This window comes from Paenibacillus sp. FSL R5-0923 (genome assembly GCF_038009145.1).
In the GTDB taxonomy this organism is placed as follows: domain Bacteria; phylum Bacillota; class Bacilli; order Paenibacillales; family Paenibacillaceae; genus Paenibacillus_AQ.
Window position 1 is genome coordinate 3,141,643 of the sequence record NZ_JBBPAT010000001.1, and the last position, 23,608, is coordinate 3,165,250.

General features: G+C 41.5%; 20 protein-coding genes. 18 read left to right on the plus strand and 2 right to left on the minus strand.

What is annotated here, in order from left to right; translation table 11 throughout:
- Positions 1–207 precede the first annotated feature (207 nt).
- From MKX35_RS13975 to nagA, 13 genes are all read left to right on the plus strand, one after another.
- On the plus strand, positions 208–1,968 hold the full coding sequence (locus tag MKX35_RS13975) for a cache domain-containing sensor histidine kinase (RefSeq protein ID WP_341044255.1): 1,761 nt from the start codon (positions 208–210) through the stop codon (positions 1,966–1,968).
- Complete coding sequence (locus tag MKX35_RS13980; RefSeq protein ID WP_076299341.1) at positions 1,946–3,589, plus strand: response regulator transcription factor; 1,644 nt, start codon at positions 1,946–1,948, stop codon at positions 3,587–3,589. Before MKX35_RS13975 ends, MKX35_RS13980 begins: the two co-directional genes overlap by 23 nt.
- Before the next feature lie 22 nt (positions 3,590–3,611).
- Complete coding sequence (locus tag MKX35_RS13985; RefSeq protein ID WP_076299340.1) at positions 3,612–4,991, plus strand: carbohydrate ABC transporter substrate-binding protein; 1,380 nt, start codon at positions 3,612–3,614, stop codon at positions 4,989–4,991.
- 114 nt (positions 4,992–5,105) lie between these two features.
- Positions 5,106–7,133: a DUF5107 domain-containing protein gene (locus MKX35_RS13990; protein WP_076299339.1), complete on the plus strand. Its 2,028-nt coding sequence runs from the start codon at positions 5,106–5,108 to the stop codon at positions 7,131–7,133.
- A 179-nt stretch (positions 7,134–7,312) separates the two neighbouring features.
- Positions 7,313–8,725, plus strand: coding sequence for an ABC transporter substrate-binding protein (locus MKX35_RS13995; RefSeq protein ID WP_076299338.1), 1,413 nt, complete (start codon positions 7,313–7,315; stop codon positions 8,723–8,725).
- 490 nt (positions 8,726–9,215) lie between these two features.
- Entirely contained in the window at positions 9,216–10,121 is a 906-nt protein-coding gene (locus tag MKX35_RS14000; RefSeq protein WP_076299366.1) for a carbohydrate ABC transporter permease, read from the plus strand.
- A 15-nt stretch (positions 10,122–10,136) separates the two neighbouring features.
- Positions 10,137–10,967 (plus strand): carbohydrate ABC transporter permease, encoded by an 831-nt coding sequence (locus MKX35_RS14005; RefSeq protein WP_076299337.1) that lies wholly within the window; start codon positions 10,137–10,139, stop codon positions 10,965–10,967.
- Positions 10,968–11,127: 160 nt separating this feature from the next.
- Positions 11,128–11,835: a DNA alkylation repair protein gene (locus MKX35_RS14010; protein WP_076286545.1), complete on the plus strand. Its 708-nt coding sequence runs from the start codon at positions 11,128–11,130 to the stop codon at positions 11,833–11,835.
- A gap of 111 nt (positions 11,836–11,946) precedes the next feature.
- Complete coding sequence (locus MKX35_RS14015; RefSeq protein ID WP_076299336.1) at positions 11,947–13,236, plus strand: L-cysteine desulfidase family protein; 1,290 nt, start codon at positions 11,947–11,949, stop codon at positions 13,234–13,236.
- A gap of 196 nt (positions 13,237–13,432) precedes the next feature.
- Positions 13,433–14,899, plus strand: coding sequence for a protein adenylyltransferase SelO (locus MKX35_RS14020; RefSeq protein WP_076299335.1), 1,467 nt, complete (start codon positions 13,433–13,435; stop codon positions 14,897–14,899).
- Positions 14,900–14,937: 38 nt separating this feature from the next.
- The gene (locus MKX35_RS14025; protein WP_076299334.1) at positions 14,938–15,417 is read left to right on the plus strand and encodes a DinB family protein; all 480 of its coding nucleotides are present in this window, start codon (positions 14,938–14,940) and stop codon (positions 15,415–15,417) included.
- Positions 15,418–15,581: 164 nt separating this feature from the next.
- Positions 15,582–16,367: a DeoR/GlpR family DNA-binding transcription regulator gene (locus tag MKX35_RS14030; protein WP_081382852.1), complete on the plus strand. Its 786-nt coding sequence runs from the start codon at positions 15,582–15,584 to the stop codon at positions 16,365–16,367.
- Positions 16,368–16,390: 23 nt separating this feature from the next.
- A complete protein-coding gene (gene nagA / locus MKX35_RS14035) occupies positions 16,391–17,533 on the plus strand; it encodes an N-acetylglucosamine-6-phosphate deacetylase (RefSeq protein WP_076299333.1) in 1,143 nt (380 codons plus the stop codon).
- A 27-nt stretch (positions 17,534–17,560) separates the two neighbouring features.
- Here nagA and MKX35_RS14040 read toward each other — a convergent pair whose 3' ends face one another.
- Positions 17,561–18,334 carry an AraC family transcriptional regulator gene (locus MKX35_RS14040; protein ID WP_076299332.1) on the minus strand — a complete coding sequence of 258 codons (774 nt, stop codon included), beginning with the start codon at positions 18,332–18,334 and terminating at the stop codon, positions 17,561–17,563.
- An 18-nt stretch (positions 18,335–18,352) separates the two neighbouring features.
- The gene (locus MKX35_RS14045) at positions 18,353–18,934 is read right to left on the minus strand and encodes a LysE family translocator (RefSeq protein ID WP_076299331.1); all 582 of its coding nucleotides are present in this window, start codon (positions 18,932–18,934) and stop codon (positions 18,353–18,355) included.
- A gap of 86 nt (positions 18,935–19,020) precedes the next feature.
- Between MKX35_RS14045 and MKX35_RS14050 the strand changes: the two genes are divergently transcribed.
- The 5 genes from MKX35_RS14050 (at position 19,021) to MKX35_RS14070 (ending at position 23,608) form a co-directional block, all read left to right on the plus strand.
- Positions 19,021–19,569, plus strand: coding sequence for a GNAT family N-acetyltransferase (locus tag MKX35_RS14050; protein ID WP_081382842.1), 549 nt, complete (start codon positions 19,021–19,023; stop codon positions 19,567–19,569).
- Positions 19,570–19,710: 141 nt separating this feature from the next.
- Entirely contained in the window at positions 19,711–20,715 is a 1,005-nt protein-coding gene (locus tag MKX35_RS14055) for a Gfo/Idh/MocA family protein (RefSeq protein ID WP_076299330.1), read from the plus strand.
- 30 nt (positions 20,716–20,745) lie between these two features.
- On the plus strand, positions 20,746–21,663 hold the full coding sequence (locus tag MKX35_RS14060) for a helix-turn-helix domain-containing protein (protein ID WP_231573306.1): 918 nt from the start codon (positions 20,746–20,748) through the stop codon (positions 21,661–21,663).
- A gap of 17 nt (positions 21,664–21,680) precedes the next feature.
- Positions 21,681–22,763 (plus strand): Gfo/Idh/MocA family protein, encoded by a 1,083-nt coding sequence (locus tag MKX35_RS14065; RefSeq protein WP_042189716.1) that lies wholly within the window; start codon positions 21,681–21,683, stop codon positions 22,761–22,763.
- Positions 22,764–22,903: 140 nt separating this feature from the next.
- Positions 22,904–23,608, plus strand: a complete 705-nt coding sequence (locus MKX35_RS14070) for a response regulator transcription factor (protein WP_076299329.1) — start codon at positions 22,904–22,906, stop codon at positions 23,606–23,608.

The window sequence follows — 23,608 nt, forward strand, 5'->3', positions numbered from 1 at the left end:
GCCCTTCTTCCTAAACTATATTAGGGGGACGAGGGAGAGATTCCTATATCATGCGAGACCCTGTACTAATGTGAAAGGGCTAAATTCTACACCGCTTGAATACTTACTTCAGATGATCTGTTATTAGGAGGTTTATCGATATGAATCTAACTTTAGTGTACGTAAATGATTAAATTACTTCGAAAGTCAAAAGTTCAGCGACGCTTAATGATTTCATTTCTGCTGCTGGCTATTATCCCACTGTGCACCTTCGGCTTTCTAGCTTACCATAAATCGAATGAAGCAATCACCTCTAAGACAACTACCTTTGTAAATGATATATTACGCCTCTTAGGAAGCAAGATCGGAACAGAAGTGGCCAAATATGAGACTTTCGCCGATCAAATCATGTTGAATGGAGATATTCAGCAAGCACTGCTCCGCTACAATAGATTGAGTGATCTTGATATTAGTAACATACATAAGAAGTTTGAAGACACTGTGTTAAGCGATAAATTTTGGCTGTTTGCTACAATCAAAACACTACAGATTCTAACTAATAATGGACAAGTTCTGTACGATTATGGATACGAAGAATTTACTACAGAGGATAAACAGCGAATATTTGCTCAGGCCAAACAGAATAAAAGTGCAGATATCTGGACCACAGCCCATACGACAGCTGGTGATAATATCCTTTCATTGTCTAGGAGGATTCCACTTTCATATGGATCGGGTGAAACTGTAGGGTTCGTCATTATGGGGATTGATGAGGAATTATTCTCACAGATTTTGTTTGGAAGCATTAATATGGGACAGGGTAGTGAACAAATCATTATGAATGATGCAGGAGAAATATTGACGAGCAACAACCACTTGTTTCAGTCGGATCAAGATTTGGAAGCTAATCGTACTTTAAATCATTTGATTAATTCCCGTATGGAGACGGGGACAGTAACGCTGCGGGCAGAACCCTACTTTTTCTTAAATACACATAATGAGGTACTTCATTGGAATGTAATTAGTTTAATTCCGCATGCCTACTTGAATATGGGATCTGTAGAGATTAGAAATGAAATGTTCTTCATTGCCGTCATATGTGTAGTTGTTTCATCCTTATTTGCAACCTTCATCTCTGTTAGTATCTCCACCCCCCTTAAGAAGTTAGTGAGTGGAATGAACCAGGTCATGCGAGGTAATTTAAAGGTAGAAATAAACGACAATCATCCAGATGAAATCGGATACCTTTCAGGGAAATTTGAAGCCATGATCGAGGAAATCAAACTATTGATTGACCGTGTGGAGCAAGAACAGGCACAGAAGAGGGGTATTGAGCTACAAATGTTGCAGGCACAAATTAATCCGCATTTTCTATTTAATACATTGAGTTCGTTAAAATGGACGGCGATGCTAAGTCAGGCGGATAGTGTAAGCAATGGTTTAGGTGCACTGGCTGAATTACTTCGAAGTACAATTGTTCAGAAGAATGAACGGATAACGCTTGGGGAAGAGCTTCGGAACATCAAGAACTATGTAGTTATTCAACAAATTAGATACGGGATGTCATTACAGGTTGATGTGCAAATTCCTGAACAGTTATTAGATACTCAAGTGTTGAAATTTTTGCTTCAGCCCATTGTAGAGAATTCGATTATTCATGGACTAAGCGGCGAGAATATGGAACCTAGAATTACAATGACTGCTGAATTGAACGGAGTGGTGTTAAAGATTAAGTTAAGCGACAATGGGAAAGGGATGAGTGCTGAGAAGTTACAGGAGATATTGCAACTTAAAGATAATCATTCAGAGAATCGATTAGCAAATATCGGTATTGGAAATGTACGGGAGAGAATCAAATTACATTATGGAGACCCCTATGGATTAGAGATTTGGAGTAAGCCTGATCAAGGCACGGATGTTATCATCACGATACCTTATATTTCTACACTTCAGGAGGACTCAGCTGATGCGGATACTAATTGTGGATGATGAGAAAATAGTGAGGATTGCACTTAGTACACTAATTAAATGGGATGAATATGGTTTTAAATTAATGGGTGCTGTTGCAGATGGATACAAAGCTCTTGAGGTCATAGAGACAGAATCGATCGATATCGTGATTATGGATCTAGTGATGCCTAACATGGATGGACTTGAATTAATCCGAACGCTCAACGAACGCAAATTCACTGGGAAGTTTGTGGTGCTTAGTAATTATGATGATTATGCTTACGTGCGGGAAGCCATGAAACTTGGAGCAGAAGATTATATGTTGAAGCTGACGCTTAAGCCAGATGAGCTGATTGTCTTGCTGACGAAGATCTCGGAGCAATTATTAACGGAACGAGAGCTTAAAGAACAGGACATTCATATGAAAATTAAGCTTAATGAAACGCAGCTTCAGCAACGGAACAGCATATGGAGAGAGCTTCTTTTAGATCAGGAGCAGGACATGGTTTATTTGTTACAAGAAACACAGAAGTACGGGATACCCTTCGATAGACTTGCTGGTAATCTTATTATGATAAGAATCGATGATTATGTGGAGGCGCTAAGTAACGGCAAAATTAATAACAAGAGGCTACTTAGCTTTTCTATAGCGAATATTGTGAAAGAAACCGTGTCTGATCACTTTGCATTTGATTTCATAGAGATGGAGAGTAATCAGTATATTGTTATAGTTTATGAACAGAGCGGTTATTCTGACGAACCCAGTTGGTTACTGTTGATGAATAACTTAGTGCAGATGCTTAAGCTGTATTTGAATTTAAGTGTCAGCATTACATTAAGTGATGCATTCGTAGGTTTGAAGCAGTTGAGAGAACAATACACTTTGTGTCTGCGAGCATCTACAAACAACTTTTATACGGGGCCTGCATCTGTCTTGGTTGCTGGGCATTCAAAGTTAACCCAGTCACTACACTTCATTAATTATGTGGAATGGTTGGATCAAGTCAAAGCAGCAGTTGAAGTAGGGAACACAAAGCTAGTATTGGAGAATATAAGCATATTATTTAATGAGGCAAAACAAATCAAATGGGACCCTTCAGCCTTAAAATTTCACCTTTTGGGATTATTATCTGACCTAGACAACTTGATCTTAAAATGGAACACACAAGTACTATCATCCACTGAACAAAATAGGGTAGGGGCAACAACGCTCTTAGATAGTTTTGAGAGTGATATTTCACAAGCTGAGTCTATGGAAGGGCTTAGTCTATCTATTGAACAAGCGATGCAGGAAGCCATCAACCTATTGTATCAAGTTAAAAGTAATATTTATCGCAAAGAAGTACTTCGAATCACGGAGATTTTGCAGGAGAATGTTGAGAATAAAATAACGCTTGACCGTCTCGCTCAAGAAGTAAATATGAATGTTAATTACTTATGCCGTGTATTTAAGCAAGATACGGGTAGAAGCATTGTTCAATATATGAATGAACTAAAAATCAATAAAGCGATTGAATTGTTAAAGCTTCCGGATACGAGGATTAAAGAGGTGGCTTCACAGGTGGGGATAGATGATCCGTTTTATTTTAATCGGGTATTTAAGAAGATCGTGGGGCTTAGTCCTTCAGATTTCCGTAAGAAATTACTCGCAACTAAATAAGTCCAAGGAGGAGGCACCTGTTATGAAATCTATGGAATCTATTAAAAATAGTTTAATATTCGCAGGTGTGATCCTATTATTATGGGCTAGCACAGGATGTACTCCTTCAGATTCGAGCTTGAGCAAAATACAATCCTCCCAAGTGAAACATGAGTTTGCGAACAAAATTCTGAACTTAGCTGTATTTGAGGGAGGGCAAGGAAAGGATTATTGGCTCGCGGTGAAACAACGATTTGAATCAGACTATCCAGGGGTAACTGTTAATTTGACTGCAAGCCCCAAGATCATGGAAATACTTAAACCGCAAATCGCAGTTGGTAATCCACCTGATATCATTTATATCTCACAGAGTGAGACGACAGGTATGATTGAAGAAATGTTGAGAGATAAATTATTACTCGATTTGACGGATGTATTTGAAGGGAATGCTCTTGATAATCAAGAACCTCTTAAGAATAAAATGCTGGATGGTATTTTAGATTATGCTAATCCCTTAGGGGATGGAAAAATTTATGCTGCACCGTTCTATACCTCTCCAATGGGGCTAATCTATAACAAGACTCTTTTTGAGAAAAAAGGCTGGAAGCTCCCAGAGACATGGGATGAATTCTTGAAGTTAGGTGAGCTCGCTAAGAAGGATGGAAGATCACTATTTACCTACCAAGGTTTGTTTCCGGGTTATTTAGAGTCTATTTTCTGGCCGTCAGTGGCATCTGTAGGGGGGATGGAAGACGTCTGGAAGGCGGAAAATTATGAGAAGGATGCATTTAGGTCCGATTCCGTCAGACAAATAGCTGAGGTGTTGAGTGCTATAGCACAAAAAGGTTATGTCATGCCAGGAACCGTTAAGTTAAGCCATACACAAGCACAGGCTGCTTTTCTACAAGGTAAGGCATTGTTCATTCCTTGCGGAATATGGATAGAGAATGAAATGAAAGGCACTCCACGCGAAGAAGGATTCGAATTTGGTTTTCTCGCACCACCTGTGTTTAATAAGGGGGATCAGAGGTATGTCATGTCCTATTTGGATAGCTTGTTTATTCCCGCCAAGGCGAAGAATATTGAACTTGCCAAGGAGTTCCTGCGTTATCAATACAATGATGATATCGTTCAATTAAATGCGGAGAAATCCAAAGGTATAGTCACGGTTAAAAATGGTCTGGAAATCGTAAAGCCATATACTTCTCCAATATTCTATGATTCCGTTCAAATATCTCAAAAAGATGTAGCACCGATTGTTTTTCAATGGAAACAAGCATCGCAGCTAGTCATCAAAGACGTAGAGGCAATATGGAACCCCATAACTGGCCTAATGAGCAATACGCTGACTGTTAAACAGTGGCAAGATGAGGTTGAGAAAATAACCAAGAGTGTGCGGGAATTAAGTTCTTCTAAAGAATAAACCTGTTTATTGAGTGTCCTAAATCGTACAGGTTTTGTTCAATTCTGTTAATGGTAGCTTTAGCATTTAGCAGTGTAAAATTGGATTAACTATATGGGATTGGATGTGACGTGAATGAGTGTAGTCATTTCAACTTTAACTCTTGAAGGTGCATTATTAGAAGGAGAGAATCCTCTTCCGATGTTCAGAAACAGAGACCATCATACAAAAGTAGGGGATAATGGTACACTTACGCCAGAATTGAGACAGCAGCTGGGTGAACATACAGGTGGGAGATATCTACCTTATCGCATGCAGGATCGCTATACACGTGAAAGAAAACCGATGGTTATGAAGTCGATTGTATTGGAAAATGACATCTTAAAAGCAGTCTTTTTACCTGAGTATGGAGGTAGACTCTATTCGCTTAAAGATAAACGTACGAACAAAGATATATTGTATACAAATCCTGTCTTTCAACCGGCTAATTTAGCGATTCTTAACGCTTGGTTCTCTGGAGGGATTGAATGGAATGTGGGACAGGTAGGTCACACCTTTACGACCGCCTCTCCCGTACATGCTGCCAAATTGATGGATGATAAGGGCAATGAATTTCTAAGAATTTATGAATATGAGCGTTGTAAAAACATTTTTTGGCATATTGATTTTCATCTTCCTCAAGGGGCTAAGGAGCTCTCTGTCTATGTAAGAATCATTAATGATAGCAAAGCGTCGATTCCTATGTATTATTGGACAAATATTGCAGCACCGGAAACCTTGCAATCAAGAGTATTCTCATCCACTAGTAAGGTTATCTATATTGATCATCAAGTGAAGGGGTTTGGATTGGGAGATTTGCCAGTGCTTCCTTCAGTTCCAAATGAAGACTCGTCATATCCAATGAGAATTCCTTTCTCTAACGAGTATTTTTTTCAGACAGAAGCAGATTATAAATCCCCGTGGGAAGCAATTGCCTATGAGGATGGTAGTTTATTCTACGAACGTTCGACTAGCCTCTTAAGATATCGTAAATTATTTTGCTGGGGCAACCATGCAGGTGGTAGAAGATGGTGTGATTTCTTAGCGAAGCCAGGCGAAGGTAATTATGTTGAGATACAAGCAGGGCTTGCTCCAACACAGATGCATGGACTAGACATGCCTGCAAATTCAATATGGGATTTCACTCAAATATTCGGTATTACTCAGGTGGATGCACATAAGGCAAATCAAAGCGATTGGTCTGAGGCTCGGGATTTTATTGAAACGCAAGTCAATGAACAATTGCAAGAAGATGAGGTGTATATTCTTCATGAGAAGTTGCAAGCTTATGCTAATTTAACACCATCAGAACTATTGCACTCAGGCTCAGGCTGGGGAGCACTCGAGGACATTCGTAGAAAAGCTCATAATGAAAGGTCTATTCCGGATGGATTTCTATTCTTGGAATCCAGTATTGCAGCACCGCAACTTCCATGGTTAGCCCTGTTACAAGAGGGAGGTTTGCCAGTGGGAGATGTGCAAGATATTCCGGCCTCTTGGATGGTCCAAGAAGAATGGATGGAATTGCTTCGTACCAGTCTAGAGCATGCAGATAATCAAATATGGAATTCCTACTTGCATTACGGCATTATGCTCTATGAGTATGGAAAGGAAGATCAAGCAATAACTGCATGGCATCAATCGCTTGAATTGAAGCCGTCTGCTTGGGTTTATCGTAATCTGGCGATTACCTCTGAACAGAGAGGAGAGGCAGATCAGGCTCTGGTCTATTATGAACTGGCGTATTCTTTATACAATGGCTTTCCTGACAGAGCATTTGCAGATGAGTATATTAGCATGTTGATTAGAAATAAACAATTTGCTAAGGCTTGGAGTGTGTACGAATCACTTCCTGAAGAGTTCAGGCAAAGTGATCGTCTCCAAATTATTATTGGAGCTGCTGCTCAGAAGTTGGGTCATAATGAATTCCTATTATACTTATTCCAGAAAGAATTTGCTGTGATTCGTGAAGGCGAAGTTACGATTGTGGAGCTGTGGTATAAATTTCAAGCTAAAAAGCTAGCGGAGAGCCGAAATACTGTATTATCTGAAGAATTAATGAAGGAAGCTATCACCCTATATCCACCACCTAATAACATTGATTTTAGAATAGTGGGAGCCTAACCAAGAGAGAGTTTCGATGATTTTAATCGAAGCTCTCTTTTTTTTAGGATGCTGAAGGTGATTAAAATTTAGATAAAATTGTGCATGCTTTGTTCAATATCGTCGATGTTAGACCTGAGTTGCTTCGTTATATACTTACTTGTGAAAGCACTTTCATATTTGAGGGGGATGCTACACACGTGAAAAAAAGACAAAAGAAGCTCACAGGTTTGTTGCTTGCTATGTCGATGGTTCTAACGTTATTGGCTGGTTGTGGATCAAGCAATACCACGAACAATGCTGCCCCGCCTGAAGCAACTAAGGAGAACACCCCTACAGCTACAACTGAGGCTACCACCGAAGTTAAAGCTTCTGGACTAGAAGGTAAGGTAGTATTCTGGTCGATGTGGAGCAGCACTGAACCACAAGCGAAGGTTATTGAGTCTGCAGTTGCTGAATTCAAGGCGGCTAATCCAGAAGTTGAAGTGGATCTGAAATTTACCGGTCGTGATATCTTAAAATTGATCAAGCCTGCTTTGGATGGAGGAGAGCAAATTGATATCTGGGAAGCCGATCCAGGTAGCCCAGCTGGTATTCAAGGGATGAAAGATTACGTTATGAAGCTTGATGATTTGCTTGCGGAGCCATCCATCGGAATGGAAGGCAAGTCAGTAAAGGATTCAATGATTCCAAGCTTGTTAAGCTGGATACAATCGCTATCCACAAAGTACGGTTTAGAAGAAGGTATTTATTCGATTCCGCAGCAACCGTATGCAGTACTCTTTTTCTATAACAAGGAAGTGTATGAGAAAGCTGGGATAACAAAAGCACCTGCCACTTGGGAAGAATTCCTTGCAGATGCTGAAAAAATCAAAGCAGCAGGTTCAGCACCGCTTACCTTTGATGACGCATATCGGGACTTATTTATTGGATCCTATCTGGCAAATGCGATGGGGGCAGATTGGGTAAGCCAGCTTGTGCAGGATAAGACCGGTGAGATGTGGAATGATCCAATCATTCTTCAATTCGCTAAAGATATGGCTAATTTAAACGCTAAAGGTTTTTTCTCTAATAAAATTGCCGGAAGTAAATATCCTGCGGCTCAGCAAGATCTCGTGCTTGGTGGTTCTGCCGCTTATCTAAATGGAACATGGCTTCCGAATGAAGTGCTTGCCACCTCAGGACCAGATTTCAAATGGGGCACGTTTCAATTCCCAGATGTTCCAAATGGAAACGGTAAAGGTGGAAAACAAGGGTTGATCTTTGGATCTCAAGGGATGTTCATTAATAAATCGAGCAAGAATGCAGAGGCTGCTTTTGAGCTTATCAAACATATCGTTAGTAAGCAGATACAAGAAAAAATGGCGAAGGATGCACTTGCGATCCCAGCAACTATTGATTCTGAATGGCCTGCGATGCTTGCTGAAGCAGAAGCTGCTTTTCTAAATGCAAAAGAAAATATGCCTTGGGGTGGAGGTATTGGTGATGGAGGCGACTTTACGCTTGCTACCATTGTGCCTACCTTCATGGAACTCATCACTGGCAAACTGAAGCCAGAAGAATTCGGGCCGAAGCTAAGTGCGGAAGCTAAGAAATTCTACGCTGGTAAATAAAACATGAGTTGAACATAAGGTTTATAGAGGTAAGGATCAGTCGTGACTGCGATGAATGTTTGGACTTCCAGCCGCTGTTGTCTCCAGATTTCTTGATTTACATCGCTTTTAGCGGTTGAAATCCAGAGACAAAGGCGGGCGCTATCGCTCTTACAGTTCCAAAATTCCCCTCCGTCACTTCGTTCCCTTTTCTCGAGTCTTTTTGTTCAATCTAGATTTTATGTAAATCTATATGTGGCGGTCAATAGCGGCAGCTGCATATAGATTTTTTTAGAGTATTAGGAAGAATAAGTTATGATTTATGCGTTCTTTTATTCTGGTACTTGAATAAGGACTCTAACTAAAAATTAGACCGGTTGACATGGCGTGTGGACAGAGCGGAGGTCGGAAGAACCCTCCGAACCCGTAGCGGTTGGTTCATAAACGGTCAACCGCTAATTTTGGTTTTGAGCCTTATAATTTCCTTGAAAATGATGCGGGGGATACAAAGATGAGAATTAGTAAACCGATTATGATGCTATTCCTTCTGCCTGCTATCCTGGTTTATATGTCGATCTTTTTTTATCCAACCTTGCGGGCAGTGTTTATGAGCTTTTACGAGATATCTAATATAAACAGTAGTATCAGTGAATGGAAATTCATTGGTTTAGACAATTACTGGGGGTTATTTCATAATTCCTATTTTTTAAATTCTTCATTAAATGTGCTTAAGATTTGGATTATTGGTGGACTCATTGTTTTCGTTATGGCTTTTTTCTTCTCAGTGCTTATTTCCTCCGGCGTTCGTTTCAAAGGCTTCTGGAGAGCCTTGATTTACCTGCCTAATACTGTATCTGTTGTTGTCATGTCAGTAATATGGCTTCAGTATGTGTATAATCCGACCTTTGGATTGTTGACACATGTATTTCGCCTTCTTGGACTTGAACAATTAGCTAATATTCAATGGACGGATGACCAGCATTTATTTTTATCCATGCTGATCGCTTTTTGTTTTGGATCAATTGGTTATTTCTTATTAATTCTTGGTGCGGCCATGGATCGGATTCCTAATGATTACTACGAAGCAGCATTATTGGAAGGAGCAAACACAGTATATCAGTTCTTCCATATTACTCTTCCGTTACTCCGTGATGTGTTTAAGACCACGCTGGTGTTATGGACGGTTACAGCCATTAACTTCTTTGTATGGTCTTCCATTTTCGGGAGAAATGATCCACATACGATGACTCCTGGCTATTATATGTACTTGAAGGTATTTGGTGGGGAGAGAATTTCTGATACGCAAGCTTTCAATGTTGGAGCAGGAGCTGCGATTGGTGTATTGATTACTGTTGCAATTATTGGCTTTTCCTTCTTGCTTGGTCTGTTGTTTAGGAAGGATCGTTTAGAATACTAGGAAGGAGGAGACAATATGCGTCTTCACTCAATCACTCGAATCATTCGATATGTTCCATTAGTAGTCTGGCTTATCTTTACAATTATTATTTTTGGATACGCATTCCTTGCTTCACTCAGCACGACAAGAGAGATATTTACGAACAAACTACTGGCGAGCGGAATTCATTTCTCTAACTATACCCGATTATTCGAAGAAACGAAGATCGGCTTGTACTTTTTGAACAGTCTAGTTTATACGGTAACCTCTTGCGTAGGTATTATTGTTGTTGCAGCTCCGGCTGCTTATATATTGGGACGAATTCAGTTTAGGGGAAAAAGGTTAGTTGATTTAATGTTTATCTCGGCATTATCAGTTCCGGGGCTACTGATCTCGATCCCGTTGTTTTCGTTATTTTATTCATTGAATTTAACAGGCTCAACATTTACGTTAATCTTTGTATACATTTTTACGAATGTCCCTTTTGCTGTATTTTTGCTTACAGGGTTCTTTGCATCCATTCCGAAAGAATTGGAGGAATCAGCAGCGATCGATGGATGTGGGCCGATTAAAGCTTTTATCAAAATCATCTTACCTATGGCACAGGCTGGTATTTTGACGTTAACGATTTTTAATGTGATGGGGATCTGGAATGAATATTTTTATGCTCTGATCTTTGCTAATAATCCGGATCGACATCCAATAGCATTAGCACTTCAATCCATCGTAGTAGGATATACGAATACTGGTAATTACTCGGGTATTTTTGCTGCATCACTTTTGGTGTTTCTGCCCACGTTTATACTTTATCTTCTTGTGTCCAGAAAGATCGTTGCTGGGATTACAATCGGTTCTGTAAAAGGTTGAGGTAATAACCACCTAATAATATAGGTGGTTATTTGCGCACCCATAAGGATTTCTTAGGAAACTTAACTTGCGACAAGGAAACCCATACAGTACACTTTCTTTAACTAGTACAAACCTAAGATAGCTTGGGAAAGAACTTTGAAAAAGGAAGTGTTAAATAGTGGATTTAGAGATGGTCATGCAGGAGCTGAAAGCGCTTGGTAAGGAACGAACCAAGAAAATATATATGTCTAATGGAGCAAAGGAACCGCTATTTGGCGTGGCTACCGGAGCAATGAAGCCAATCTTCAAGAAAACCAAAATAAATCAGCCATTGGCTGAGGAACTTTATGCGACTGGGAACTATGATGCCATGTATTTTGCCGGCATCATTGCTGATCCCAATGCAATGACGGAAGCGGATTATGACCGATGGATGGATGCGGCTTATTTTTATATGCTGTCCGACTTTGTAGTGGCAGTAACCTTGGCAGAAGCAGATATTGCACAACAAGTTGCCGATAAATGGATCGCGAGTGGTGAAGAGCTGAGAATGTCAGCGGGCTGGAGCTGTTACTGCTGGCTGCTTGGCAGTCGGCCGGATGTTGAGTTTTCCGAAAGCAAGCTTGCTGGTATGCTTGAGATGGTGGAAAATACGATTCATGATTCTCCAGAACGTACCCAATACGCAATGAATAATTTCATGTACACAGTGGCCGTATCTTATTCGCCACTTCATGATAAGGCCAGTGAAACCGCAAGAACTGTAGGGCCAATTGAAGTTGATAAGAATAAGGCAAAGAGTAAATTGATTCACGCGTACGCAAATATTCAAAAAGCAGTCGACAAAGCTCGGCTTGGTTTTAAACGCAAGCATGTAAGATGTTGATCTAGCAGAAGCTTCTAGAGAAGAAAAAGGAAAAAGGATTCCCTGAAACTTCACTCTGCGTTACTATATAGAAATGACTCCAAGTGGGAGAGAGAAGGGGGAAAAGCATACATGGGCAACTTATTGGAAATTTTGCACAAGGAAGTCGTACCGGCAGAAGGCTGTACAGAGCCGATCGCAGTTGCGTATGCCGTCTCCTTGGCGGCAGAGCTTCTCGAGGAAGAAATAACGGGGATTCAGCTGCATCTCAGTGGTAATATTATTAAAAATGCAATGGGAGTGGGCATCCCTGGGACGGGCCAGACAGGTCTGCCTATCGCCGCAGCCCTTGGTGCGGTGGTCGGACGTTCGCACAAGGAGCTGGAAATCCTATCAGGCCTGACTCAGGATGAGCTAAAGCTGGCAAATGACCTGCTTGATCGAAAGCTGCTAAAAGTGGAGATAATGGACACTCCTGAGAAATTATATATTGAAGCACAGGTGAAGACAGAGAATCATACAGCGACTGCCATCCTTGCTAAAGAACACACTAATATAGAATATCTGGCTCTGGACGGAAAAAAAGTGACACCTAAGAAGTCTAAAGCAGATTGTGGCAAGCCTGGACTTTCTGATACTGAAGCCTATGAAGGCTCTGTAGATCGGATATTCGAGTTTATAACTACGGCTCCATTTTCAGACCTTAGCTTCCTCTTGGAAGGCGCTCGGATGAACAAAGCGATTTCCGAAGAGGGACTCCGAGGCGATTATGGGTTGCAAGTAGGGAAGAAGATGAATCAGCAATCTGCTGTGAATTTGTTCGGCAATGATGTAGCGAACAAAATAATAGCGGCTACTGCTGCGGCTTCAGATGCTCGCATGGATGGCAGCGCAATGCCTGTGATGACAACAGCGGGCAGCGGTAATCAAGGCATCGCCTGTACGCTTCCTGTTATATCTTTGGCGGAATTACTTGGCAAGGATGAAGAGACGCTAGCTCGGGCGCTTGCACTAAGTAATCTGGTCACTGTGCATATCAAGCATTATATTGGGCGGTTGTCGCCTTTATGTGGTTCAGGAATTGCAGGTGGAGTTGGAGCGAATAGCGGGATCATTTATCTCATGGACGGCACTCTTGAGCAGATCAAGCATGGGATACAGAATACGATAGCCTCTTTATCAGGTATGATTTGCGACGGTGCAAATTCAACCTGTGCGCTGAAGATATCCACCTCCACCAATACGGCGATTCAGGCAGCCACACTGGCGATGAACAATATTGCTCCTACAACCAAGGATGGAGTTATTTTCGAAGAGGTGGAAGACACTATCCGCAACATGGAGCGGCTGGTTCAGGAAGGTCTGGCGGATACTGACAAGACCATCTTAAATATCATGCTCTCCAAAGGCGGAGCGAATTAGCTTCCTTTAAGGTAATAACAGGTTAGAACATCATAATTTAAGACCGTCTGGTTCCCTACATGAATGGCAGGAGACTGGGCGGTCTTTTTATCTATTCTGTAAGGGTATTTGTTATTGCGAAGATTTGCATTAAATTTTAACATAACTTATTCTGAGATCATAAAGGCATAGACTGATGGTATAAAAAGGAGATATTATGACGGAGAAGATAGATATAGGATGGAACTTTGAGAACAGTTATGCTCATCTGCCGGAATCCATGTTTACAAGGATCAAACCAACTCCTGTGCGTAAGCCGGAGTTAGTTATTTTAAATGAAACATTGGCTACTGCCTTAGGGCTGAATAGCACAGCACTACATAGTAAGGAGGGTGTTCAGAATCTTGCAGGCAATGAAGTCCCTGAAGGTACTGTAACGCTTGCTCAAGCGTATGCTGGACATCAATTTGGACATTTTACCATGTTAGGTGACGGCCGAGCTGCGCTGATTGGTGAGCAGATCATACCCCAAGGTGAACGCGTAGACATTCAGCTTAAGGGCGCGGGAAGAACACCATATTCTCGTGGTGGCGATGGCCGAGCCGGACTTGGACCGATGCTTCGTGAATATATCATCAGCGAAGCCATGCATGGTTTGGGTATTCCTACCACTCGCAGCTTGGCAGTGGTAACTACTGGAGAAACGATCATTCGAGAAACAGAGCAGCCTGGTGCTATTCTGACCCGAGTTGCTGCAAGTCATCTACGGGTGGGCACCTTTCAATATGTTGCAGCGTGGGGTACTGTTGAGGATGTCCGTACTCTGGCAGATTACACATTACAAAGACATTATCCGGAAGCTGTTTCTCAAGAGAATCGTTATCTTTTCCTGCTTCGAGAAGTGATTGGACGTCAGGCTGAATTAATTGCCAAGTGGCAGCTGGTAGGATTTATTCACGGAGTAATGAACACCGACAACATGGCGCTTAGCGGAGAAACGATTGATTATGGTCCTTGCGCCTTCATGGATGTGTATCACCCAGAAACGGTATTCAGTTCCATTGACCAGCAGGGTCGTTATGCCTATGGCAATCAACCGGGTATTGCCTCTTGGAATCTCGCGAGATTCGCGGAGACTCTCCTGCCATTGCTGGCTGATGATCAAGAACAGGCGATTCAGCTCGCTGAAGAGGAAATTGCAGATTTTAAAGAGCGGTCTTACCATCACTGGCTCTCAGGTATGAGGGCGAAGCTCGGAATCTTCAACGAAGAGGTAGAGGATGTAGCGCTAATTGAGGATCTGCTAGATTTGATGCAGAAATATCGGGCAGACTATACCAATACCTTCCGTGCCCTAACTTTAGAGAAGCTGGAAGAAACCGCTCTGTTTGGTGCAGCGGAATTTACGAAGTGGCAAGAGTTATGGCAGGCTAGACTTAGCAGACAGCAGCAATCGAAAGAGGTTTCGCTGCAGCTAATGCGCAATAGTAATCCTGCGATCATTCCGCGGAACCACAGGGTAGAAGAAGCGCTCCAAGCGGCAGTACAACAGGAAGATTACAGTGTGATGGAGCGATTGCTTAAAGCTCTTTCCAATCCTTACGCGTATTCCCCTGAACAGGATGAATACTCGGCACTACCTGAGGAATCAGCACGTCCATATCGAACCTTCTGCGGCACTTGATTTGCTGATAATGATCTAAATAATGAGGTGAAGTAAGAATGTTTCATGCATATGATGTTCTGGCTAACCAGTTGCTAGCTAATGCGAATGATCCAAGTTGGTATGTGCCCTTTGAGGTAGCCGTAAAAGACTTAAGCGAAGAAGAAGCATTTTGGAAAGTAACGGAAGAAAGCAATAGTATTGCTGAGATAGTGCAGCATCTGCTCTACTGGAATGAAACTTGGCAAACAAGGTATAAAGAAAAGAGTATCCATGCGGTTCCTTCAGTGGATAACAATAATACCTTTGTCGTTGCAGAAGGAGTAACGTTCCAAGAGCTTCAACAACAACTCTTAGAAGTTCTTTTACGTTGGCAGGAACTGATTACAAAGGAACAATTGGATGCCGATGTTCAAGAATTCCAAGGCAGTCAGTGGTGGGAAGTAATAGGCAATGTGACAACACATAACGCGTATCACGTGGGGCAAATCGTTTTTATTCGAAAGTTCCAAAAGAGTTGGAATCGCACTATGAAGTGAATTGAAGGACGTTAACGGATGTACATTCATCTGGCTAACGTCTTTTTTGCGAAAATCAATGAAGATAAGTTGCACGAAATACTTACATATACTTATAATTACTTATTTAATACTTGCAAATACTTACTTAATAACTTATGATGAATTTAGGAGGTGCATACATGATGTTTCAAGAGGAGAGATTGTTAAAAATACTCGAATATTTGAAACAACACCAATCGATGAGTGTTCAAGAGATCTGTACGCAATTTGATGTATCCAGAGATACCGCACGTAGGGATATTGTTAGATTAGTACAAGAAGGTGTTGTGATCCGAACGCATGGAGGGGTATCGTTACCTGAGTTACAAAAAGAATTGTTATCTTATCAGGATCGATTGATCGATGAATCTGAGAGTAAGCAGAGGATAGGGAAGGCTGCGGCGCAGCTTATCCAAGATCATGAGACTGTGATTTTAGATGTATCAACCACCGTGCAATTTGTAGCAGAACAGATCAGCGCGAAGGATATTACGGTTGTTACGCACTCGATTGATAACGTAGGGATCTTGTCTCAGCGGGAGGATCTGCAAATTTATGTTCTTGGTGGTTACTTGAATGTGAAAAACCGCTTGTTATATGGCCCTTCTATTATCGATAAACTTAGTGAAATCCGTGCTGATAAAGCCTTTATTGGAGCATCCGCGATCCGTGCTGATGGACTCTATTATCCATATGAAGAAGATGTGCGGGTGAAGAGAGAAATGGCCCGAAGATCAGATCAAGTCATCTTAGTGGCTGATCACACCAAATTTATTGGCAAATCATTTTTCCGTCTAGACTTTGAGTTCGTTGACATTCTAATTACCGATCGGGAACTCCCCAGTGAGATCAGAGAAATTCTAGATCAGAAGAACATCACAGTGATTGAATGTCCAGAAGAAACTGAAGAGGCTCGAGAGCAAGACTGATAACAAAACAGAGGAGGATATTTATGTCTTATATTCTGCAAAATGTACAAGTGGCGCTTCAGAATCGTATTGTCCCAGCGGCTAATGTGTGGATTTCTGAAGGGAAAATTATAAAGATAGATACAGAGGATCTTTCGATTCCAGAGGGACAACATGAACGGATTGACGGTGGTGGCCATTTATTAGTACCCGGGATGATAGATGTTCATATTCATGGCGCCAATGGCTTCGATATGATGGACGGTACGGAAAAGAGTATTCAAGAGGTCTCAAGTGCTTGTGCTTCATCTGGCTGTACCTCATTTTTGGCTACCTCTGTGAGTTCTACGCTAGAAGATCTTTTAGAAATGATTCGTAGTGTCAAGCGTGTGATCGGACATGAAGTGGGCGCAAAGATCGCAGGTATTCATTTAGAAGGACCTTACTTGAACCCGAAGCGAAAAGGAATGCAGAACGAAAAGTATCTACGCCATCCCAACTTAGAGGAAATGAACCTGATTTTTGAAGAAGCGGGTTCACTCATTAAGATGGTTACAATCGCTCCGGAGTTGCCGGGAGGGATGGAGCTCATTTCCTTTTTGAAAGAAAAGGGTGTAGTTGTAGCCATCGCTCATTCGGATGCCACATATGAAGAAGCTAAACAAGCCTTTGCGTCGGGGGCAAGTCATGTTACGCATTGTTTTAATGGCATGCGGCCTATCCATCATCGAGATCCAGGGGTAATTGTGGCTGCTTTTGAAGAGAAGCATGTAAGTCTTCAAGCGATTGTGGACAACGTCCATCTGCACCCTGCAATTATTCGATTAATGCATACCTTGAAAGGACCAGAAGGAATGGTCTTGATTACAGATGCACTGCAAGCTATGGGATTAGGTGATGGGGATTATATGTTTGGAGGCCATCATGTTACGGTATCCGAGGGGGTAGCAAGACTGAAGGATGGAACGCTAGCTTCAAGCACAGTGACTATGAATGAAGCTTTACGTTATACTGTCGAAACTGGAATTCCATTGGTAGACGCCGTAAAGATGGCTTCAACTACGCCGGCCAATATTCTTGGACTTCAACAAAAGGGGACAATAACATCCGGCTTTGATGCTGATCTGGTCCTCTTGGATGATGAATTTAAAGTGTGCTGGACAATGGTGAATGGTCAAATTTTATAAATCATGATGAATACAGGTTACTTCTGCTCAATGCAGTTGTAACCTGTATTCATGTGCGGTTATGCCAAACACGCTTTTAAAATGCCGGTTCAAATGAGTTAAATCCACAAATCCACAATCTACTACAGCGGCATAGATATCCTTAGTTTTCTCAATGGACTGCTTGGCATGCTCTACCTTGCAATTCAAGAAGAATTGATAAGGTGATATTCCTGTATGTGTCTTAAACTCTCGGATAAATTGATATTTGGAAAGTCCAAACTCTTTACAGAGATCATCTAGTTTTAGTACATGTTCTAAACTGCAGTACATCATTTCCTTTGCTTTTTTGACAAATTTATTATTTATCCTGTGCTCTGTAACTAGTTCAGTATTAGATACTACATGAACCAGGTTTAACAACAGCTCACTGCACAAGGACTCCTCTTTGCCATTCTGGATGGCATGACTTAGCGCTAATATGCACTGTGCCAATTTGTCATCGTATAGAATGGGAGAGGCGAAGCGAAGTTCTTTTTTTCCAAGGATCTCTTGTATCAAGGTTGGTTTGATATATAGCATGACATAATCAATACCTGCTTTATCATATGAATTGCCATCATGCGTTTGCTCTCGATTAAATAGCATTACGCCATTTTTATGAGAGGATTGCAAGCTACCATCAAGGTTATATTGCTGAATGCCACGTAAGGTGACACCGATTGCGTATTCCTCATGGCAATGTTTTTTATAAGTGAAATCACTCATGCTAGCTGACAATGTTAGGATATCTGCTGACTTTTTATAGTTGAATTTCTCCACGCTCTTAACCTCCACGACTTATAGGATTCCCGATATCATAATGGCAGAGTATACTAAAAATAGTGCCATCAGAGTATTTAGAACTTTTTGGTGATTTTGCAGAAATGCTCTGAAGATTGCCCCAAATACAACCCATGTCGTAAAAGCAAAAAATCCGATCACAGTTATAATTATAACAAACATAAATAAGGTGAGAGAAGAAGTATAGAATGGCATTACATAGCTGGGAATGACTGTTAAAGTAAATAAGAGCACTTTAGGATTCACAAGCTGCATAAGTAAACCCGACCGAAAATTGGCATTTGGATTAGGCTTGTCTTCCATTGCACCCATTTTAAAGATTTTATAAGCAAGATAGAGCATATATATACTTCCGACGACTTGCATAATGATCAGGATATTTGGGATGACCTCCACCAGAACACGATTCATCAAGGTAGAAAGGATAAGCAATAGACCAAAAGCCATCGTAGCCCCGTATACATACCGCATGGTTTTCTTAGCCCCTGAATGTTGCACGGAAGAAAGAATAACAATATTGGCAGGACCGGGTGAACATGTAACTACAATGCAATAGAGAAGAAAGGAAATTATATTCATGATGACCTCCAGTAAAAGTTGTCTTATGAATATAAACCTCATAACTTGATTGTTTATAGTACATTATTGCAGAGGAGATCAACATAATGAATGAGACAAAACATTTAACTATTAGTACACTCACTGAGGGCGATTATGTATCTACATGCCGGGTATTTGAAGAATCAATATCGGATGCCTTTAACAAAGAAGGATTAGGTCACTTACTAGAGGATATACAAAGTGAAACCGATCATAAAAAGCAAAAGGCGCTATCTTCACTGGAACAGGCAAACTCGGATATTTATTTCTTTATCGCTAAAATCAATGGGAAGGTTGTGGGTACGATTTCCTATGGTCCCTGTGGTGAGACTATTCAAATCTGTGCAGAACATCAGTTGGATCATTTGGGGGAATTGGGGAGTTTATACGTGTTGCCAAGCTATCAGGGGCAAGGGATTGGTTCGGCATTAATTAAGAAAATGATGATATTTCTAAACGAACAAGGGATCGAGCAATTTTGTTTGGACAGTGGCTATAAACGTGCACAAATCAAGTGGAAGCGTAAATTTGGGGAGCCTTATAAGGTAGTAAAAGATTATTGGGGACCCGATTCCGATCATATGGTTTGGTTGTGTAATGTAAGAAGTGATTAAATGGAAATTGTACACCATATGAAACGATAGCGTCGTAATATTATATATATAATGTCGCATTTTCCTACTAATAAAGGGTTTTGTTCTGTGATATTTTATTAGTAGATGTCAGGATAACATATATACGGGAGGCACAAGCAAATGACGATTAGAATTGGTAAGATTAGCTATTGGCATGTACATGCTTGGGACTATACGAAGCAAGCTCAAGAACATGAGGATACTGTATTGGCTGCAGTTTGGGATGAAGATGCAGAGCGTGGGAAAAAAGCTGCCGAAAGCTTAAATGTTCCTTTTTTCGAATCACTGGATGACCTGCTTGCGCAAGAGGATATAGATGCCGTCATAGTGGATGCGCCGACCAATGTGCACAGAGATGTAATTGTTGCTACGGCTAAAGCGGGCAAACATATTTTTACGGAAAAAGTAATTGCCCCCACACATAAAGAAGTTGAAGAGATCATAAGCGCAGTGGAAGAGAACGAGGTGAAGCTGACCGTATCCTTGCCACGTCTAAATGATGGATACGCATTAACGATTCAAGAAGTTCTAAGTCAAGAACTGCTCGGAGAGATTACTTACGTTAGAGTTCGCTTATCTCATAATGGGGCTACAGAAAACTGGCTTCCCGATCATTTCTATAGCTTGGAACAATGTGGTGGCGGAGCTTTGATTGATCTAGGCTGTCATCCTATGTATTTGACGAAGCTTTTCTTAGGTCAAGATGTGACCGGTGTAAGTGCTAATTTTGGTTATGTAACGGGCAAGGAAGTAGAAGATAATGCAGTGGTAACATTATTTACGGATTCAGGAGCAATTGGTGTGGTCGAGGCTGGTTTCGTGAATAGTCATTCGCCGTTTACCATCGAGGTACATGGAACCGAGGGGACTCTTCTTTACGGAACACCAGAGGATAAGCTTCTTCTTAGAAGTAACAAATCCGCTGACAAAGAGGAAGGATGGAAAGAAGTAGCGCTACATGCTAATCGTGAAAGCGCATTCCATCAGTGGGTTAATCATATCCAAAAGGATACTTTCGCCACCGAGAATGTTCAAATTGCTGTGGAGCTTACGAGATTAATGGAGGCGGCGAATCGTTCTGCTAAAGAAGCTCGTATGATTCGGTTAGCAGATCTAGACGCTTAACCGGTCTCCACCTGTTAGGAGGATTTAACATTGAGTAACTTTCCCTATGAGATGATGTTTGAGAAGCATGATATGCTCGAAAGATTGGATATTTCAATCCAATGGGGACATTACGAGATAACAGTTCTTAGATTTCATTTGACCTCTTTTCCGCCGGGAAGAGTCATAGATTTCCATAATCATTCTGAATTCGAATTTCATTTTATTCCAAGAGGAAAGGGAGAAGTGACTCTTGGCGATTTAAAATACCCCTTGTCTGAGGGAATGTTTTATTTAACCGGACCGGGTGTCATGCACCGCCAAGAGGCGGATCCAGATGATTCTATGGAAGAACTGTGTCTACATGTGGACATCAAAGAGAAGATCAGAGAGGAGGTTGATCCTTGGGAGGTTGCGGAGGCTGAGACCTGTGTTCAGAAGCTAAAGCAGCTACCACTAGTTCCAGCGCAAGATTATCACAGCGCTATGAAATGTTTTCTTGAAGCCTATGAAGCTTGTGAAGGTAAACTAACGGGATATTACACTTCCATTAAACATCTCGTAATCAGCATTTTATTAAAGGCAGTAAGAGCGTATGATGCAGGTGGAATTCGAACAGAAGCACCTGTTAGAGATATGTCAACTTATCGGTACCAATACGCCATTCAATATATGGAAGCTAATTATTCAGGAGCTGTTACCTTGGAGAATGTTGCTGAAAAGCTGAATATTAGTTCAAGGCAGCTGCAGCGAGTGTTTAAACAAGTTAACGCCGATCAATCTTTCAGTAGGGCGCTTGAGGATATAAGGTTGAAAGCGGTCTGCCGTAAGCTTGAAGAAAGCAATTGTCCGATCGAACAAATCGCTCAAACGGAAGGGTTTACGAATGCTACATATTTGCATATTGTCTTCCGCAAGCGGTTAGGCATGACTCCAGCAACTTATCGAAATACAAAACAAACTAATTAGAAGTGAGGGTGAAAGATATGAGTAAAGTGTTTCGCGTAGGAATTATTGGATGTGGTGGAATTGCGAATGGCAAGCATCTTCCAAGTTTGAGCAAGCAAAGTAAAGTGGAGATCGTAGCTTTTTGTGACATTATTAAAGAACGTGCTGATGAAGCAGCGGAGAAATACGGTACTAGCGAAGCTGCTGTATATACGGATTACACAGAACTATTAAAAGATCATTCGATTGATATTATTCATGTGCTTACGCCGAATGATGCTCATGCAGAAATTTCAATTGCAGCCCTTGAAGCAGGAAAACATGTTATGTGCGAAAAACCAATGGCCAAGACGGCAGCAGATGCCAAACGAATGGTGGAAGCAGCGAAACGTACAGGCAAGAAACTAACCATTGGATATGACAACCGCTACAGAGAAGACAGCTTATATTTGAAAAAAGCATGTGAGTCCGGGGAGCTTGGTCATATCTATTTTGCAAAAGCACACGCCATCAGACGGAGAGCGGTACCGACATGGGGAGTATTCCTCGATGAAGAGAAGCAAGGTGGAGGACCTCTGATCGATATCGGAACCCATGCGCTGGATCTAACGCTGTGGATGATGGATAACTATAAACCAAAAGTCGTGCTGGGCACCAAATATCACGAACTGTCTCAAAAAGAAGAGGCCGCCAACGCTTGGGGACCTTGGGACCCTAAAAAGTTCACCGTAGAGGACTCAGCCTTTGGGATGGTCGTAATGGAGAATGGCGCCACAATTATGCTGGAAGCGAGCTGGGCACTCAATTCTCTGGATGTGCATGAAGCGAAATGCAGCTTGAGCGGGACTGAAGCAGGCGCAGATATGAAGGACGGACTTAGAATTAATGGAGAGAAATTCAGCAAGCTGTACACCAATAAAATTGAGCTTGGGGCAGGCGGCGTTGCTTACTATGAAGGAAAAGCAGAAAGTGCACCTGACATCGAATTAAGAAAGTGGATCGAGGCTATTGAACAGGATAAAGACCCGGTTGTAACACCTGAACAGGCTTATGTTGTTTCGCAAATATTAGAAGCGATTTATGAATCTGCACAAACGGGTAAGGCTGTGTATTTGGATTAGATTTTTGACAAGCATAGCGATATAGAGTAATATCCACTTGTGATTTAATTACAGGGATCTGAGACAAGACTCTCTCTTTACTGGGAGAGTTTTTTTGTTTTTTTTGCATGTTTGAATACTGGGTTATAGGGGTGAAGAGCATGAACACTTTAGAACGCAATCAAGTACTTATTGTGGAAGATGACGATAATATTAGACGGTTTATAGCTATCAATTTAACGAATAATGGGTTTGTGGTTAGTGAGGCTGCTTGTGGAGAAACAGCATTGCAGAGCTTTGAGGCGAACCGGCCAGACGTTATTGTTCTGGACATCATGTTGCCGGATTTGAATGGGTTTGAGATCTGCCGGAAGCTAAGAGAGCAGGATCCTGGGGTCATTATCATTTTTTTAACAGCACGAGGACAAGATCTGGATAAAATCAATGGCCTTGAAATGGGTGCCGACGATTACATTGTGAAACCTTTTAATCCATTAGAACTGGTGGCACGGATCAAAGCGATATTGCGTCGTACAGAAACAGCTTTAAAACCGCAAAAAACTATCCTTCAAGCTGGACCGATTCGCCTGGATTTGAACTCGAACAAGATGTTTAAGCACGATGACATTATTGAATTAACCCCGAAGGAATTCCAGTTGATAAAGACCTTTTTAGAGCATCCGGATACAGCACTATCTAGGAATGAATTAATGAACCTGGTCTGGGGTGAGGATTTTATTGGTGATCCGAAGACAGTAGATGTTCACGTGCGTAAGCTAAGAGAGAAGATTGAAGAGGATGCCTCTAACCCGCATTGGATTGAGACTGTATGGGGGCTCGGATACCGCTTTAGAAAGGATGGTTGA

What these genes read in the sequence shown, in the direction of transcription:
- MKX35_RS13990 (WP_076299339.1), top strand. Translation starts at nt 5,106, where the DNA reads ATGAGTGTAGTCATTTCAACTTTAACTCTTGAAGGTGCATTATTAGAA.
- MKX35_RS14030 (WP_081382852.1), top strand. Translation starts at nt 15,582, where the DNA reads ATGTTTCAAGAGGAGAGATTGTTAAAAATACTCGAATATTTGAAACAA.
- MKX35_RS13975 (WP_341044255.1), top strand. Translation starts at nt 208, where the DNA reads ATGATTTCATTTCTGCTGCTGGCTATTATCCCACTGTGCACCTTCGGC.
- MKX35_RS14000 (WP_076299366.1), top strand. Translation starts at nt 9,216, where the DNA reads ATGAGAATTAGTAAACCGATTATGATGCTATTCCTTCTGCCTGCTATC.
- nagA (WP_076299333.1), top strand. Translation starts at nt 16,391, where the DNA reads ATGTCTTATATTCTGCAAAATGTACAAGTGGCGCTTCAGAATCGTATT.
- MKX35_RS14045 (WP_076299331.1), bottom strand. Translation starts at nt 18,934, where the DNA reads ATGAATATAATTTCCTTTCTTCTCTATTGCATTGTAGTTACATGTTCA.
- MKX35_RS14050 (WP_081382842.1), top strand. Translation starts at nt 19,021, where the DNA reads ATGAATGAGACAAAACATTTAACTATTAGTACACTCACTGAGGGCGAT.
- MKX35_RS13985 (WP_076299340.1), top strand. Translation starts at nt 3,612, where the DNA reads ATGAAATCTATGGAATCTATTAAAAATAGTTTAATATTCGCAGGTGTG.
- MKX35_RS14020 (WP_076299335.1), top strand. Translation starts at nt 13,433, where the DNA reads ATGACGGAGAAGATAGATATAGGATGGAACTTTGAGAACAGTTATGCT.
- MKX35_RS14055 (WP_076299330.1), top strand. Translation starts at nt 19,711, where the DNA reads ATGACGATTAGAATTGGTAAGATTAGCTATTGGCATGTACATGCTTGG.
- MKX35_RS14065 (WP_042189716.1), top strand. Translation starts at nt 21,681, where the DNA reads ATGAGTAAAGTGTTTCGCGTAGGAATTATTGGATGTGGTGGAATTGCG.
- MKX35_RS14025 (WP_076299334.1), top strand. Translation starts at nt 14,938, where the DNA reads ATGTTTCATGCATATGATGTTCTGGCTAACCAGTTGCTAGCTAATGCG.
- MKX35_RS14005 (WP_076299337.1), top strand. Translation starts at nt 10,137, where the DNA reads ATGCGTCTTCACTCAATCACTCGAATCATTCGATATGTTCCATTAGTA.
- MKX35_RS13980 (WP_076299341.1), top strand. Translation starts at nt 1,946, where the DNA reads ATGCGGATACTAATTGTGGATGATGAGAAAATAGTGAGGATTGCACTT.
- MKX35_RS14015 (WP_076299336.1), top strand. Translation starts at nt 11,947, where the DNA reads ATGGGCAACTTATTGGAAATTTTGCACAAGGAAGTCGTACCGGCAGAA.
- MKX35_RS14070 (WP_076299329.1), top strand. Translation starts at nt 22,904, where the DNA reads ATGAACACTTTAGAACGCAATCAAGTACTTATTGTGGAAGATGACGAT.